Origin of the sequence: Streptomyces sp. NBC_00820 (assembly GCF_036347055.1) — a bacterium.
GTDB lineage: Bacteria > Actinomycetota > Actinomycetes > Streptomycetales > Streptomycetaceae > Streptomyces.
The window spans coordinates 7,411,020-7,425,122 of sequence record NZ_CP108882.1 but is presented as its reverse complement, the minus strand read 5'-3'; the positions used below and the strand labels follow the sequence as shown (position 1 = coordinate 7,425,122).

The 14,103-nt window shown below is 72.9% G+C and carries 14 protein-coding genes; 5 read left to right on the top strand and 9 right to left on the bottom strand.

All coding sequences use genetic code 11. From position 1 onward, the window contains the following. Positions 1–60 precede the first annotated feature (60 nt). Both OIB37_RS33125 and OIB37_RS33120 read left to right on the top strand, forming a co-directional pair. Entirely contained in the window at positions 61–441 is a 381-nt protein-coding gene (locus OIB37_RS33125; RefSeq protein ID WP_330461287.1) for an anti-sigma factor antagonist, read from the top strand. A 144-nt stretch (positions 442–585) separates the two neighbouring features. Next, positions 586–1,248 (top strand): DUF4230 domain-containing protein, encoded by a 663-nt coding sequence (locus OIB37_RS33120; RefSeq protein ID WP_330461286.1) that lies wholly within the window; start codon positions 586–588, stop codon positions 1,246–1,248. Positions 1,249–1,386: 138 nt separating this feature from the next. Here the strand turns inward: OIB37_RS33120 and OIB37_RS33115 are convergent, their stop codons facing one another. The 6 genes from OIB37_RS33115 to OIB37_RS33090 form a co-directional block, all read right to left on the bottom strand. Further along, positions 1,387–3,153: a complex I subunit 5 family protein gene (locus tag OIB37_RS33115; RefSeq protein WP_330461285.1), complete on the bottom strand. Its 1,767-nt coding sequence runs from the start codon at positions 3,151–3,153 to the stop codon at positions 1,387–1,389. After that, positions 3,153–3,500 (bottom strand): sodium:proton antiporter, encoded by a 348-nt coding sequence (locus OIB37_RS33110; protein ID WP_330462063.1) that lies wholly within the window; start codon positions 3,498–3,500, stop codon positions 3,153–3,155. Before OIB37_RS33110 ends, OIB37_RS33115 begins: the two co-directional genes overlap by 1 nt. A 22-nt stretch (positions 3,501–3,522) precedes the next feature. Then, a complete protein-coding gene (locus tag OIB37_RS33105) occupies positions 3,523–4,251 on the bottom strand; it encodes an MnhB domain-containing protein (RefSeq protein WP_330461284.1) in 729 nt (242 codons plus the stop codon). After that, complete coding sequence (locus OIB37_RS33100) at positions 4,248–4,505, bottom strand: Na(+)/H(+) antiporter subunit B (RefSeq protein WP_330461283.1); 258 nt, start codon at positions 4,503–4,505, stop codon at positions 4,248–4,250. Before OIB37_RS33100 ends, OIB37_RS33105 begins: the two co-directional genes overlap by 4 nt. Positions 4,506–4,645: 140 nt before the next feature. Beyond that, positions 4,646–5,098 carry a monovalent cation/H+ antiporter complex subunit F gene (locus OIB37_RS33095; protein ID WP_330461282.1) on the bottom strand — a complete coding sequence of 151 codons (453 nt, stop codon included), beginning with the start codon at positions 5,096–5,098 and terminating at the stop codon, positions 4,646–4,648. Further along, positions 5,095–5,289, bottom strand: a complete 195-nt coding sequence (locus tag OIB37_RS33090) for a hypothetical protein (protein ID WP_330461281.1) — start codon at positions 5,287–5,289, stop codon at positions 5,095–5,097. The genes OIB37_RS33095 and OIB37_RS33090 overlap by 4 nt, the downstream gene beginning before the upstream one ends. A gap of 293 nt (positions 5,290–5,582) precedes the next feature. Between OIB37_RS33090 and OIB37_RS33085 the strand changes: the two genes are divergently transcribed. Both OIB37_RS33085 and OIB37_RS33080 read left to right on the top strand, forming a co-directional pair. Then, positions 5,583–6,248, top strand: coding sequence for a VanZ family protein (locus OIB37_RS33085; protein WP_330461280.1), 666 nt, complete (start codon positions 5,583–5,585; stop codon positions 6,246–6,248). Positions 6,249–6,341: 93 nt separating this feature from the next. Then, positions 6,342–7,574, top strand: coding sequence for a ricin-type beta-trefoil lectin domain protein (locus OIB37_RS33080; protein WP_330461279.1), 1,233 nt, complete (start codon positions 6,342–6,344; stop codon positions 7,572–7,574). A gap of 12 nt (positions 7,575–7,586) precedes the next feature. Here OIB37_RS33080 and OIB37_RS33075 read toward each other — a convergent pair whose 3' ends face one another. Beyond that, entirely contained in the window at positions 7,587–7,832 is a 246-nt protein-coding gene (locus OIB37_RS33075) for a hypothetical protein (RefSeq protein WP_330461278.1), read from the bottom strand. 262 nt (positions 7,833–8,094) lie between these two features. Between OIB37_RS33075 and OIB37_RS33070 the strand changes: the two genes are divergently transcribed. After that, on the top strand, positions 8,095–9,147 hold the full coding sequence (locus OIB37_RS33070; RefSeq protein WP_330461277.1) for a PHP domain-containing protein: 1,053 nt from the start codon (positions 8,095–8,097) through the stop codon (positions 9,145–9,147). 245 nt (positions 9,148–9,392) lie between these two features. Here the strand turns inward: OIB37_RS33070 and OIB37_RS33065 are convergent, their stop codons facing one another. Together OIB37_RS33065 and OIB37_RS33060 are read right to left on the bottom strand one after the other, a co-directional pair. Further along, complete coding sequence (locus tag OIB37_RS33065; RefSeq protein ID WP_330461276.1) at positions 9,393–10,682, bottom strand: ROK family protein; 1,290 nt, start codon at positions 10,680–10,682, stop codon at positions 9,393–9,395. 198 nt (positions 10,683–10,880) lie between these two features. Then, positions 10,881–14,075 carry a bifunctional cytochrome P450/NADPH--P450 reductase gene (locus tag OIB37_RS33060; RefSeq protein ID WP_330461275.1) on the bottom strand — a complete coding sequence of 1,065 codons (3,195 nt, stop codon included), beginning with the start codon at positions 14,073–14,075 and terminating at the stop codon, positions 10,881–10,883. Between the last annotated feature and the right edge of the window lie 28 nt (positions 14,076–14,103).

Sequence of the window (14,103 nt, the reverse complement as noted above, 5' to 3'; positions counted from 1 at the left end):
CGAAGGTAACTTGGCGAGCGAGGCAGCGGCCTCCGGGCGCGGGTGGGAGGTGATGCCGTCGTGCGACAGGAGCCCGCCCCGTTCACCCGGCATCTGCGCGTACACGAGGACCGTGGGCACACGGTCCTGGAGCTGCGGGGCGAGATCGACATCTCCGCCGCGGCGGAGATCCTCCCCTTCCTGGACCGGGCCACCGGCCGGCCGGGCGCCCGGATCGTGCTCGACCTGCGGCCGGTCGAGTTCTTCGACTGCTCGGGACTGCGCCTGATCCACCGGGCCCACGGCCGCTTACGCGAACACGGCGGGCGGCTGTACCTGGTGTGCACCCACCCGCTGACCCTGCGCGTCTTCCGGGTCACCGGTCTGACCCGGCTGCTGCCTCCGCACCCCACGCTGGACGCGGTTCTCGGACGGTCCGAGAACGCGCCCGGCCCGGTGTGACCGTTTCTCCCTTCACGGCCGAACCGGGCTATTTCGCAAGGGAATTGATCCCGCGCGTACGTCATTGAGTACCAATCGGTCAACGAGAGGGTCTGGCACGGCGTTCGGGGGGAATGCGGAGGGGCAGGAAGGAGGACCGCCGACATGACGACTTCCGTCAGACGCCCGCCCCGGCGCATGCCCGGCTGGGCCAAGGTCCTGGCAGCGCTCGCGCTGGTGCTCGCGTTACTGTTCGCCGGGATCCGGCTGGCCGTACTGCCGGGCATCAAGGACCTGTTCGGCACCGAGTCCCACGACCGTTCCGGCCCCGCGCTCCTGAAGTCGATCCAGGACATGAGCCGTTACGACGCCGCCTCGGGCAACTTCCAGGTCGTGGTGGACCTGGAGAAGGACGCCAAGTACCTGCCCGACGCGATCCGCGGCACCCGCACCCTGTACGTCGGCGCCGGCACCGTGGACGCGTATGTCGACCTCGGCAAGTTGGGCGAGAAGGACGTGACGGTCAACTCCGACCGCACGAAAGCCACCCTGCGGCTGCCGCACGCCCGGCTCGGCAAACCGGCCCTGGACCCCGACCGGTCCTACGCCGTCTCCAAACAGCGCGGGCTGCTCGACCGCATCGGCGACCTGTTCTCGGACAACCCCAACGGCGAGCAGGCGGTGCAGAAACTCGCCGTGAAACACATCGGCGAAGCCGCGAACGACAGCGAGCTGACCGCCCGGGCCGAGACCAACACCACCGACATGCTCCAGGGCCTGCTGCGCTCCCTCGGCTTCAAGGAGGTACGCGTCTCCTACGACCCCTGACGGGCAGACCGTCCGCCCCTCTGCCAGGCCCTCCGCCGGGACCCCGTGCTCAGCCGAAGCCGCCGAGTACGGGGTCCCGGCGGCCGTTCGCGCATACGTACCCGCCCCGGAGTCCGTACGGGACCGCGGCAACTCCGTTCACCCGCCCACCACCGCCGGCAGGGCCAGCGCGGCCAGTGTGGTGGTGCCGATCAGGAGCCAGGCGACGTAGTCGCCGATGTGGCCCGACTGTACGCGGCGCAGGGGCAGGGCCCAGTCGGGGGCGGCGACCCGGTGCGGGCGGGTGACGGCCAGGGCGGCGAGGCCCGCGGCCAGGGCCGTGGCGAGGAGGTCCAGCAGGACGCCGTGTGCCGTCCAGTGCGCGAAGGCGTGGGCGCCGCCGGAACCGGCCTCGTTGACCGAGCGGGCGACCAGATCGCCGAAGCCGGGGGCCACGCCGACGGCGAGGGCGCCGGCGAGCAGCACGGCGGGCACCGCGGTCATGCTGTCCGGGACGCGGCTGAGGATGCCGCCGGTCTCCGGCTGCTCGTCGGAGCCGCCGGTCTCCTCCGCGGCGTCCTCCGGGCGCGGCCCGAGTCCCAGGAACACGCGGGCGGCGACCCGCAGCACGGCACCCCCGGTGATCGCGGAGGCGATCACGTAGACGACGGTGAGCGGACCGCCGACCGCCTCCTCGGTGACGGCCTTGCCGAGCCCGGTACCGAACGGCGGCAGGCCGGCCAGGGCGAGGCCGCCCACCGCGAACATCACCGCGAACCCGCGCATCGCCCCGGCTCTGCCGTGCAGTTCGTGCTCGTCGACGCTGCCGTAGCGGTCGAGGAGGGCGCCGGTGCAGGCGAACAGCGCGGCCTTCACCCCGGCGTGGCCGAGGATGTACAGCGCGACCCCGTCGTCGCCCTCGGGAGTGAGCACGCCGAGCCCGATCAGGAACAGGCCGGTGTGCGCGACGGTGGAGTAGGCCAGCAGGCGTTTGATGTGCCGCTGGTACCAGCACATGACCGCGCCGACGGCGGCCGTGAGCACGCCGAGGGTGACCAGGACCCGGGTCAGGTCGGGGGCCGGGATGCCGCCGGGGCCGGAGAAGACGGTGCCGTAGACCCGCCAGACGCCGTAGACGCCCAGTTCCACCATCACGCCGGACAGCAGCATGCACACCGGGGTGGGGGCGACGGCGTGTGCGTCGGGGAGCCAGAAGTGGAAGGGGACGGCGGCCGCCTTGACCAGCAGTCCGGTCAGCACCAGCACGAACCCGGCGAGGACCAGCGCGTCCGGGCCGCCGTCCGGGGCCCTCTCGTCGAGGCCGCGTCCGATCATCGCCATCCCCAGTTCGCCGGTCCTGGCGTACAGCAGGCCGATGCCCAGCAACATCGCGTACGCGCCGCAGGAGTTGACGACGCCGAAGGTGAACGCGCCCTGCACCGCCTTGGCGTCGTCGATGCGGTAGCCCGTCAGCACGTAGGCGACGACGCTCATCAGCTCGAAGAAGACGAAGAGGTCGAACAGGTCCCCGGCGATCACGAAGCCGCACATGGCCCCCTGGAAGACCAGCAGCAGAGCCGGGAACGCGCCGGCGTGACCGCGAGGCGGCTCCTCGAAGTAGCGCCAGGAGTAGGCGAGTGCCGCGCACGTCAGCAACGAGGCGAGCGCGGCCGTGCCGAGGGCGGGACCGTCCCCGGTCAGCACGATGCCGACGCTCCGCCCGTCGACCGGGCGCCAGTTCCCGACCCATTCGACCAGCGGCGGCGAGGAGTCGAGGAGCAGCACCAGGGCGAGGGCGGCGGTGGCCGCGGAGACCGCGCACCCGGTGATCTCCGCGGCGGCCCGCGGCAGCAGGCGGCCCAGGGCCACCAGCAGGGCGGCGCCGAGCAGCGGTACGGCGACGAGCAGTGGAAGCAGGTGACGCATCAGCCGCGCAGCTCTCTCAGCTCGTCGGGGTCGACCGTGCCGTGCCGCTTGGCGATCTGCAGGACCAGCGCGAGCAGCAGCGCGGTGACGGTGGCGCCGACGACGATGTCGGTGAGCGTGAGGGCCTGGACGACGGGATCCACCAGCGGACGCGAGCCGGGCCGGATGTCGGAGAAGACCGGCGCGGTCCCCCCGTCCCGGTAGCCGACCGCCAGCAGCAGGATGTACGTGGACGACTGGCACACGGCGAGACAGCCGACCGCGTGGATCAGGTTCCGGCTGGTGGCGAGGCCGTGGCAGCCGGTCAGGAAGACGTAGGCGGCGACCAGGTAGGGAAAGACGTGCATCACGGTGTGCTCAACTCCCGTGTCACTCCTCGATCTCGACGGCCTGGTCCAGGAATCCGGCGAGCAGGACGACGACCGCGCTCGCCACCTCCATGCCGACGGCCGCGTTCAGCAGGGGGACGGCGCCGCCGGAGGACAGCGTGTTGAAGGTGCCGTAGGGCAGCAGCGTGTTGGCCAGGCACGCGGTGCCCGCTACGACACCGGCGAGGCCGAGGACGACGTACGCGCCGACGGCGAGTGCGTCGGTGGTCTCGAACACGGCGAGGGGGCGGGCCCGTTCCAGCGCGCGGTAGTCGGCGCCGAGGTACAGCAGGTGCAGGGCGGTGGCCGCGACGACCCCGCCCTGGAAGCCGCCGCCCGGACTGAGCTGGCCGTGGGCGACGAGGTAGATGCCGGTGAGCAGCGCGACGGGCAGCACGATCAGCGCGTAGCGGCGGACCGGGCGGGCCACCTCGGCGGGTTCCGGCCGCGCCCGGTGTTCGTCGCGGGCCAGGCGCAGGAGGACCACGCAGCCGAGGACGGCGGCGAACAGGATGCCGATCTCGCCGAGGGTGTCGTAGGCGCGTTGGTCGAAGTTGACGGAGGCGATGGTGTTGGCGGTGCGCCGGGAGAGCGAGGCCTGCACGGCGCGTTCGCCGTACGGGTGCCATCGGCCGCCGAAGGCGGGCAGATCGAGTGCGGCGGCGACCAGCAGCGCGGCCACTCCGGCGCTCCCGGTGGCCAGCAGCCACAGGCGCAGGCGGCGGCTCACCGGGGGTCGTCCTCGGTCCGGCCGCGCCGCCTGACCTTGCGCGCCGCCAGCATGATCAGCAGCGGGGTGAGCGTGGATCCGACGGCCAGCTGGGACAGGCCGACGTCCGGGGCCTGCAGCACCGTGAACAGGACGGCCAGGACGAGACCGAGCACCGACAGCACGAGTGCCTGCCGGGCCGGATCGCGCACGGCCACGGCGGCGGTGGCGCAGGCGGCCACCAGCAGGAGGACGACGACGAGGGCGTCAGCCACGCGACACCTCCGGCCCCGGCACACTGCGCGGCGCGACGGCTCCGGCGACCCCGACGACCCCTTGCACGCGCCGCTCCGCAACCGCCTCCGCGAGCCCGCACCCACGCTCACGCCCGCATCCGCATCCACACCGCACCGCGTCAGTCACCCCGCACCCCGCGGAGGCCGCTCGACAGCGCGCGTGAGGCGACGAAGTTCCCGGTGATCACCAGTGCTCCGATCACCACCGGCTTGGCCAGGGCGCGGCTCGGGCCGGTGGCCACGCACAGCGCGACCACGACGGCCGCGCACAGGGCCGCGGCAGCCCAGGTCGGCCCCCGGGCACCGGTCCGGTCGCGCTCCTCCTCGTCGGCGAGGAGGCGGGCGAAGACGAGTGTGCCGACGGGCCCCAGGATGGCCGCGAGCAGGGCGAGGTCGAGATAGGACGGGCGGCCGTAGCCCTGGGCGAGCAGCAGGAGGGCCGGGCAGACCACGGAGGTGGCCAGGTTCTGGGCGACGGCGCGGCGGGCCGTCGGGCCGGTGGTCACGCCCCACAGAACGGCCGCCCCTCCCCCGCCCAGCTCGACGGTCGCCGCCAGGATCCAGCCGTTCACCGCCGGCACACCGCCTTCCGCCCGGCGCGGGCCGCCGCCGCGCTCACGGCGGCCGCACCCGCGCCCACGGCCAGCTCCAGGGTGGAGAGCGACGTGATGAACACCAGCCACAGCAGGGCGAGCCCGGCCCACCAGGCGAGCAGTTCACCGAGGGCGAGGAGGACCGTACGCGGGTCCGCGCGCCGGGTCATCCACCACCTCCTGGGTTCACTTCTCCGGGCTTTCGGGCGGATTTCGTCGATTCCCCGAGGAATCCATCGTTCTCCGCATGCATCAGCCACTTCGCACATACCGCTCCGCTCCGGGCATCCAAGCACCGCGGGCCCCGTCGGGGGCGACGGCACGCGGGTCCGCGCACCGGGTCGCCCCGGGAGCGTGAACGAAACCTCCGGCGCGCACACGGAGCCGTGGCGGCGGCGGCATCGTCGGCCGTGCTTCGGGTAACCGCCCTATGACACGGGGACGTTGAGGTCTGGAGGACCGAATGAGCCGTACCGCCCTACGCCTGCCCGAGGTCTTGCGCGCCCCGCGGTGGCGGGGACGGCCCGGGGGGCCGAAGACGGGATCCGAGCGGCATCCGGCCCCCGAGGAACACCGCTCGCCGCGCCGGCGCCGGATCATCGCGGTGCGCCGGTCCCCGAAGGGGCGCGGCTCCGCGGAAGAGCGCCCGGTTCCCGGACAGCGACCCCTCCCCCTCCCCCTGCGGCTCCTGGCGATGCTGCTCGCCTTCGTCTGCATGGTGGCGTTCGCCGTCGTCCTCGCCCGGCTCACCTTGCGGCCTTCCCCCGCGTCGGTGGCCCTGACGCACAGCAATCTGCACCCCGGCCGCTCCCTCCAGGCCTACCTGAACCAGGCGCAGTTGCGCGACGCGCTCAAGCAGGTCGGCGGGAACATCGTCCTCGGCATTCCGTTCGGGGTGCTCGTACCGGTGCTCGCCCCGCGTGCGCGAGGGGTCCTGCGCGTGCTGTTCCTCACGGCGCTGGTGATGCTGATGGTGGAGCTGACCCAGGGCGCGCTGATCACCGGGCGCGCCTTCGACATCGACGACGTCATCCTCAACACCAGCGGGGCACTGGTGGGTTGGCTGCTCCTGGGGCGACGGCTCGGACGGGCGGTGCACGCGCGGGTGCGCAAGCAGGTGGACGGGTGACCGCCGACTACAGGTCTGTACCAAGGTATTGACGCGCCCATATCTCACTCCTTAAATCAAGAGGCATCACACCCCCACGTGAAACGGAGAGTCATGGCCTCCCCACGCCTGCTCCGCAGATGCCTGTTCGCCGCCCTGTCCGTCGCCCTGGTCGGCTCGGCCGCCGTGGCCCCGGCGCACGCGCAGAGCGCCGCGCCGGCGGCCGCGGCCGCCACCACGTTCTCCGACACCTTCGACGGGGCCGCCGGCGCGGCCGTCGACTCCTCGAAGTGGACGCTGGAGACCGGCGACAACGTCAACAACCACGAGCGGCAGTACTACACCTCGGGTACGCACAACGCGGCCCTGGACGGCCAGGGCCATCTGGTGATCACGGCCCGCAAGGAGAATCCGGCGAACTACCAGTGCTGGTACGGAAGTTGCCAGTACACCTCGGCCCGGATGAACACGGCCGGAAAGTTCAACGCACAGTACGGGCACGTCGAGGCCCGGATGAAGATCCCGCGCGGGCAGGGCATGTGGCCGGCGTTCTGGATGCTCGGCACGCCCGTCAACTGGCCGGACTCGGGTGAGATCGACGTGATGGAGAACGTCGGCTTCGAGCCCTCGACCGTGCACGGCACCATCCACGGCCCCGGCTACTCCGGCTCGGGCGGCATAGGCGCGCCCTACTCCCTGCCGGGCGGCCAGGCCTTCGCGGACGCGTTCCACAGCTTCGCCGTCGACTGGGCACCCGACTCGATCACCTGGTCGGTCGACGGCAACGTCTACCAGCGGCGCACACCCGCCGACCTGGGCGGGAAGACCTGGGTGTTCAACAAGCCGTTCTTCCTCATCCTGAACCTCGCCGTCGGCGGCTACTGGCCGGGCGACCCGGACGGCTCGACGCAGTTCCCGCAGCAGCTGGTGGTGGACTCGGTGTCGGTGACGACGAGCGGCAGCGCGGCCGGCGTGGCCATCCGGGGCCTGGCGGGCAAGTGCGCGGACGTGGCCGCCGCGAACTCCGCCAACGGCACCCCGGTCCAGCTCTACGACTGCAACGGCACCGCCGCGCAGCAGTGGACGGTCGGCTCGGACGGCACGATCCGGGCGCTCGGCAAGTGCCTCGACGTGAAGGACAACGGCACGGCGGACGGCTCGGTCACCCAGCTGTGGGACTGCTCGGGCGCGGCGAACCAGAAATGGGCCGTCTCGGCGGCGCACGACATCGTCAATCCGCAGGCCGACAAGTGTCTGGACGTGACCGGGAACTCCTCGGCCAACGGCACCCGTCTGCAGATCTGGACGTGCACCGGCGGGGCGAACCAGAAGTGGACGGTCGGCTGAGCCTTCTACGGCTCAGTGCGGCCGCCAGGTGAACTTGCCGCCGCCCACCCAGCGGATCACATCCGGATCGTCCAGGTCGTGGATGGTGATGCCATGGAAGGCGGCGGCCTCCAGCACGCCGGTGATGGACGTGACCTCACCGATCACCTGACCGTCGATCTCCATGATCCGGAACGGCGGCTCGCCCGGCTTGCCCTGGCACACCCCCAGCACCAGGATCCGCGGATGCGAGATGTAAGGGGCTGATTGTTCGGTCATGCAATAGAGCCTAGAACGCGACGCGGGCGGACGACTCGTCCACGGAAGCCGTCCGGGCGTCGCCGCACGACGAGCGCGCCCCACGGGCCCGGTGTCGCCGTACGACGGACACGTCCCACGGGCCCGGAGTCGCCGTACGACGGGCGCACTCCGCGGTCCCGGCGCCACCGTGCGACGGGCACGTCCCGCGGGCCCGGAGTCGTCGTGCGGCGGCCGCACCTGTGGGGAACCCTGGAGGTCCGTACGGGTGCCGGAGGTGACCATGGATCCCGTCGCGGCCCTGGACCGGATCGCTTTCCTGCTGGAGCGGTCGCAGGCGCCCACCTACCGGGTACGGGCCTTCCGTACCGCCGCCCGGGTGCTGTCGGCGCTGCCCGAGGGGCAGGTCGCCCTGCGGACGCGGGCCGGGACCCTGGAGTCCCTGAAGGGGGTCGGGCCCAAGACCGCCCAGGTGGTGCGGGAGGCCCTGGCCGGGGAGGTTCCGGGCTATCTGCGGAACCTGGAGGAGGAGGCCGGGGCGCCGCTCGCCGTCGAGGGCGGGAGGGAGCTGCTGGCGCTGCAGCGCGGGGACTGCCACACGCATTCGGACTGGTCTGACGGCGGCAGCACGGTCGAGGAGATGGGGTGGACGGCGGCCCGCCTCGGGCACGAGTGGACGGCCCTGACCGACCACTCCCCCCGGCTGACCGTGGCCCGCGGTCTGTCACCCGGGCGGCTGCGCGAGCAGCTGGACCTGGTGGCGGAGCTGAACACGCGCTGGGCGCCGTTCAGGCTGCTCACCGGCATCGAGTGCGACATCCTGGAGGACGGCTCGCTGGACCAGGAGCCCGAGCTGCTGGAGCGGCTGGACGTCGTGGTGGTGTCGGTGCACTCCAAGCTGCGGATGGACGCGCGCGCGATGACCCGCCGGATGGTGGCCGCCGTACGCCATCCGCACGCGGACGTCCTCGGGCACTGCACGGGCCGCCTGGTCACGGGCCGTGGCCGGCCGGAATCGGAGTTCGACGCGGACGAGGTCTTCGCCGCCTGTGCCGAGTCGGGCACGGCCGTGGAGATCAACAGCCGCCCCGAGCGGCTGGACCCGCCCCGGCGGCTGCTGCGCAGGGCCGTCGCCGCGGGCACACTGTTCTCGATCGACACCGACGCGCACGCGCCCGGCCAGCTGGACTGGCAGGTCTACGGCTGTGCCCGCGCCGAGGAGTGCGGGGTGCCCGCCGAGCGGGTGGTGACCACCTGGTCGGCCGACGAGCTGCTGGCCTGGACACGGGAGGGCCGTACGCCGGGGCGCGCGGCGGACCCGGCGACCCGGGCGTGACCCGGATCACGCCACGTGGCCGGAACACCACGGGACGGTCACCCGTTGAACAGAACGTGGGTGCGGATGGGACAGTGTCCCCGGGCCTCACCTCTGCCCACAGGGACGATCGTCCGGCTGAAGCCCTGTGGAGCGTTTCGCCGCGAGGCGACCGCCATGCGTGCCCACCATCTGACCGCCCCGGTCGTGATTCCCCCGTCGCGACCGGGGCTTCCTCATGCCCGCGAGGCCGTCCGTGCCGTCGCTCAGCGCGGTGTCCGGTCCTCCAGGGCGGTCCGCCACGCCGGGAGGCGGTCCTCGGTGGCCGGCTCGGCACGGCGGCCGCCCCGGGCGAAGAAGTCGGCGAGGGGCAGGATCGCCGCACCGACGGTGACCGCGTCGGGGCCGAGCCGGCCGAGGTCGATGGTGACCTTGTCGGCCGGGTGACGCAGAGCGTACGTCGTCGCGTACCGGCGTACGGCGGGCAGGAATCTGGTGCCGAGCTGGAGCCCGGCCCAGCCACCGACGAGGATCCGCTCGGGCTGGAAGAGGTTGATCAGGTCGGACAGCCCCGCGCCCAGGTACTCGGCGGTCTCCTCCAGGACGGCGAGTGCGACCGGGTCGGGGGCGGCGCCGTCGGCCGGGTAGGCGGCGGCGAGCATCGCGGTGAGGGCGGTCTCCTCGTCGCTGTCCTCGGGCGGGCGTCCGCCCTCCTCGCGCCAGCGGGCCGGCAGTGACTCGGCGCCCGCGTAGGCCTCCAGGCAGCCGGGCGCACCGCAGCGGCAGCGGCGTCCCCGGACCCGCACGGTGAGATGCCCCCACTCGACGGCGCGCCCGTGCTCCACCTCGGGGGTGACCAGGCAGGCGCCGACGCCGGAGCCGAGGAGGACGACGACGGCGCTGCGGGCGCCGCGCCCCGCGCCGAACCACATCTCGGCCTGTCCCAGGGTCTTGGCGCCGTTGTCGATGAAGTACGGCACCGTGTCCGGCAGGGGGGAGGCGGACCGGAGCATCCGCTCCAGCGGGACCGCGTCCCAGCCGATCGTCTGCCCGTGCACGACGGCGCCGTGTTCGGCGGTGTGCTCGACGATGCCGGGGACACCGACGCCGACGCCCAGCAGCCTTTCGGGTACGGCGGATTCGGCCGCGAGGACCTCGGCGACACCGTCGCGGATGTGCCCGGCGATGACGTCGGCGTCGTAGACCTGCGGGGTCAGCGGGCGTTCGGCGCGGGCGAGTTCGGTGAGAGCCAGGTCGAACAGCTCGATGCGGACGCGGGTTTCGCCGACGTCCACGCCGATCATCTGGCCGCTGTGCGGGGCCACGCGCAGAAGGGTACGGGGGCGGCCGCCGTCGGAGTCGACGCTGCCGGCCTCCTCGACCAGGCCGTCGGTGACGAGGTCGGCGACGACGTTGCTGACGGACCCGGAGCTGAGTCCGGTGACCGGGCCCAGCTCGAACCGGCTGAGCGGGCCGTCGAAGTACAGCCGTTGCAACACGGCCGAACGGTTGCCCCGCCTCAGGTCGCGCACCGTGCGCCCGTTCCGCCCCGCCACGTGTCCCCCTCCGAAACCCAGCCCGACCTGCAACATACCTCCCGGGACGGACCGGGGGCGACTCGTTGCCGCCTCTTATCTCACGCTGTGAGCTATGTGCGAGGCGGATGACGCCGTGCCGCGCGGGGGCGCGTCACGCGCCGGCGGGCCGGGCGGGGCGCACCTGCCTCGGTGTGCGCCCCGCCCGGCCCGGACCGGTCAGCCCGCCGCGTAGACGTCCTCGACGTAACGCCCGTCGGCCACCAGCGTGTCGAGCCACGCGTCGGCCGCGGCCCGGTCGGCGCCGGGCGTGCGGTCCTGGTAGAGGGTGCGGAACGCCTCACGCACGCCGGGCGCCATCCGCGAGCCGTCGCCGCAGACGAAGACGCGGGCTCCGGCGGTCAGCAGCTCCCAGACCTCGTCGGCCTCGGCGGCGACGCGGTGCTGGACGAACATCACCCCGTCCTCGGGCTGTTCGCTGAAGGCCGGGCGCATCGAGACGGCCCCGGCGGCCTCGGCGGCGCGCAGCTCCTCGGAGTGGAGGTAGTCGGCGTCGGGCGCGTCGCAGCCGAAGTAGCAGAGGGCGGGGGCGAGTTCGGCGCCCTCGGCCACGGCCGCCGTACGGTCGGCGATGGCGCCGCGGAAGGGCGCGAGCCCGGTACCGGCACCGATCATGATCACCGGCTCCGGGGAGGCGCTGTCGATCCGGAACGCCTCGCGGCAGGGCTGCACGCGCGCCAGCACGGTGCCGCCGGCCTTGAGGGAGTTCAGGTAACCGGAACCGGTCCCCCGGTACACGCCGTTGCCCGAGCGCGCGGGGGCCTCCAGCAGGGAGACCATGAGGTCCGCGTGGCGGGAGTCCGCCGCGGGCGACGAGGAGACCGAGTAGATGCGCGGGCGCAGCGGGGTGAGCAGGTCGAGGAGGGCCGGCCAGTCGAGGGCGCCGCGCAGGGCCGGGTTGTCCTCGACGACCTCGACGAGGGTGCGCGGGTCGTCGTCGGTCAGGGCGGCGAGGGCCACCTTCTCCGGCGGGCACGGGTTGGCGTCGGCGAGCGCGGCCCGCTGGTGCGGGGTCGGACGCTCGTTCAGCTCGACGTGGTACGTGAACAACTGGCGTGCCGTCAGCGGGCGGTCGACGGCGAGGCCGTCGCGGCGCGGGCGGGCGGCGCGGATGTCGAGGACGGTGTCCAGGTCGACGCCGAGCGCGGCGGCGGCACGCTCGACGAGGGCCGGGTCGTTCTCGGGCATCACCGTGAAGTGGTCGGCGGTGCGGTAGGTGACGCCGTCGGGCAGGGCGACGCGCAGGAGTCGCTTGACGCGCGGGTAGCCGGGGGCGGTGAGGTCGCGGGCCTCGGCAACCGTCATGGGCACGAGCCCGTGGCGCTCGGCGAGTGCGTCCAGGGGGCCGCCGGTCAGGGTGCGGACCTCGTAGCCGGTGGCGGGCTCGGCCGCGGTGGCGGTCGTGGCGTCGGGGTCGCCGTACTGTTCCAGCAGGGCGGTGCGCATCCGGGCGGTGAACTCGCGGACGGTGCCGTTGAGATCGCCGGAGGCGTCGGCGGCGGCGCGCTCGGTCAGCCGGGTGGCGCCGAGTTCGGCGAGGCGGTCGTCGACGCGGGTCGGCACGTGCTGGTAGGTGGCGGCCCAGTTGCGGTCGCCGACACCGAGGACGGCGTACGTCACGCCGGTCAGGTCGGGGGTGCCGTCCAGCCAGGCGTGGAAGGCGGTGGCGTCGTCGGTGGGGCGGCCGTTGTAGGAGGCGGCCGTGATGATCACCGGACGGTCGGTGGGCAGACCGTCGGCGAAGTCGTCCAGGGGAGCCACCTGGGTGTCGCAGCCGAGGTCGGCGGCCTCGTCGGCGAGTTGCGCGGCGAACTCGCGGCAGGTGCCGTAGTTGCTGCCGTGCAGGAGGAGGGCACCGGTGCCCGGAAGGACACGGGAGGGGAGGGCGGCGTCGTCGCGCGCGCCTTCCACGATGGCGGCGGGAGCACCCGGCAGCGGCGCGTGCACGCGGTCGGCCGGGGTGCGCGGGGTGAGGGTCAGCGTGAAGCCCTCGGGCTTGAGGGTGAGCGTCTCCTTCACCGTGAGCTCGTAGTCGGCGTGGTCGTGCAGCCGGAAGCGGTGGACGATCATCGCGAGCAGCATGGTCGCCTCGTGCAGGGCGAACTGCCGCCCGATGCAGGCGCGTTCACCGGTGCCGAACGGCTTGAAGGCGTGCACCGGCCGGGCCGCCTCGGCCTCCGCGGTGAACCGCGAGGGGTCGAACAGCTCGGGGTTGTCGCCCCACATCGGCTCACGGTGCAGCATCGAGGTGAGCACGGTGACCGGCTGTCCGGCCTTGAGCGGGATCCGCCCGCCGAGCAGGGTGTCCTGGAGGGCGCGCCGGGTGAAGGCGGGCGCGGTCGGCCACAGGCGCAGCGCCTCGTTGAGGACCTGCCGGGTGTACGTCAGCCTGCCGACCTCGTCGTACGTCGGCTCGGGGTCGGGGGTGTCGCCCCACAGCGCGTCGGCCTCGCGCTGGACGAGCTGGAGAGCGGCCGGGTGCTTGGCCAGGTAGTACAGCGCGAAGGACATCGCGCTGGAGGTGGTCTCGTGACCCGCGATCAGGAAGGTGATGACCTGGTTGCGGATGTTCTCGGTGTCGAGGGTGGTGCCGTCGTCCGGGTGCTCGGCGGTGAGCATGAGGCCGAGCAGGTCCTCGGCGGCGCTCTGGTCGGTGCCGGTGCGGGAGGCGATGACCTCGTCGACGACGCGGGCGAGGTAGTCGGCGTCCTCGCGGAAGGCCTCGTCGGCCGCCGAGTAGTCCTTGCCGGGGACGCGGGCCAGCCGGTTCATGCTCCACTCGAGGCAGCGGACCATCGACTCCACGAACGGGTGGGGCTCGTTGCGGTCGAAGGAGCCGAAGTCGAAGTCGAATCCGGCCAGTCCGATGGTGTCGAGCGTCATCCGGGTCATGTCGTCGGGGATGTCGACCGCCCGGTCGTCCCGCGCCGCACGGTCCCAGGAGGCGAGGAGCCGCTGGGTCACCTTCAGCATCACGGGGTGGTAGGTGCGCATCGAGCCGAGCGCGAAGGCGGGCATCAGGATGTCGTGCGCCTTGGCCCAGTTGGGCTCGTCGTTGTACGCGGTGAACAGACCGTCGGCGGCGAACTCGCGCACGTTCTCCAGGGCGGGCGAGATGTGCTTGGCGAACCGCTCCTCGTCGGCGAGGTCGGCCACCATGTCGGCGTCGGCGACGAACAGCGTGTTCCACCCGTGCAGGCGGCGCACGATCACCGGCCCGTGCTCCCGCATCAGTTCCATGACCTGCTGGACGGGGGTGCGGCCGGGGCCGATGGCGGAGATGTCGACGAGGGGGATGACGACCGGACCGGGTCGGTCCTCGGCGGCCTCGGGGCGCAGTGCGGTGGGGGGCATGGCTCGGCAACTGCCTTTCGCGGTAAGG

Bases quoted from the DNA above. Each gene is read 5' to 3' on its own strand.
- OIB37_RS33080 (WP_330461279.1), top strand. From the start codon at position 6,342: ATGGCCTCCCCACGCCTGCTCCGCAGATGCCTGTTCGCCGCCCTGTCC.
- OIB37_RS33070 (WP_330461277.1), top strand. From the start codon at position 8,095: ATGGATCCCGTCGCGGCCCTGGACCGGATCGCTTTCCTGCTGGAGCGG.
- OIB37_RS33075 (WP_330461278.1), bottom strand. From the start codon at position 7,832: ATGACCGAACAATCAGCCCCTTACATCTCGCATCCGCGGATCCTGGTG.
- OIB37_RS33060 (WP_330461275.1), bottom strand. From the start codon at position 14,075: ATGCCCCCCACCGCACTGCGCCCCGAGGCCGCCGAGGACCGACCCGGT.
- OIB37_RS33110 (WP_330462063.1), bottom strand. From the start codon at position 3,500: ATGCACGTCTTTCCCTACCTGGTCGCCGCCTACGTCTTCCTGACCGGC.
- OIB37_RS33090 (WP_330461281.1), bottom strand. From the start codon at position 5,289: ATGACCCGGCGCGCGGACCCGCGTACGGTCCTCCTCGCCCTCGGTGAA.
- OIB37_RS33115 (WP_330461285.1), bottom strand. From the start codon at position 3,153: ATGCGTCACCTGCTTCCACTGCTCGTCGCCGTACCGCTGCTCGGCGCC.
- OIB37_RS33085 (WP_330461280.1), top strand. From the start codon at position 5,583: ATGAGCCGTACCGCCCTACGCCTGCCCGAGGTCTTGCGCGCCCCGCGG.
- OIB37_RS33120 (WP_330461286.1), top strand. From the start codon at position 586: ATGACGACTTCCGTCAGACGCCCGCCCCGGCGCATGCCCGGCTGGGCC.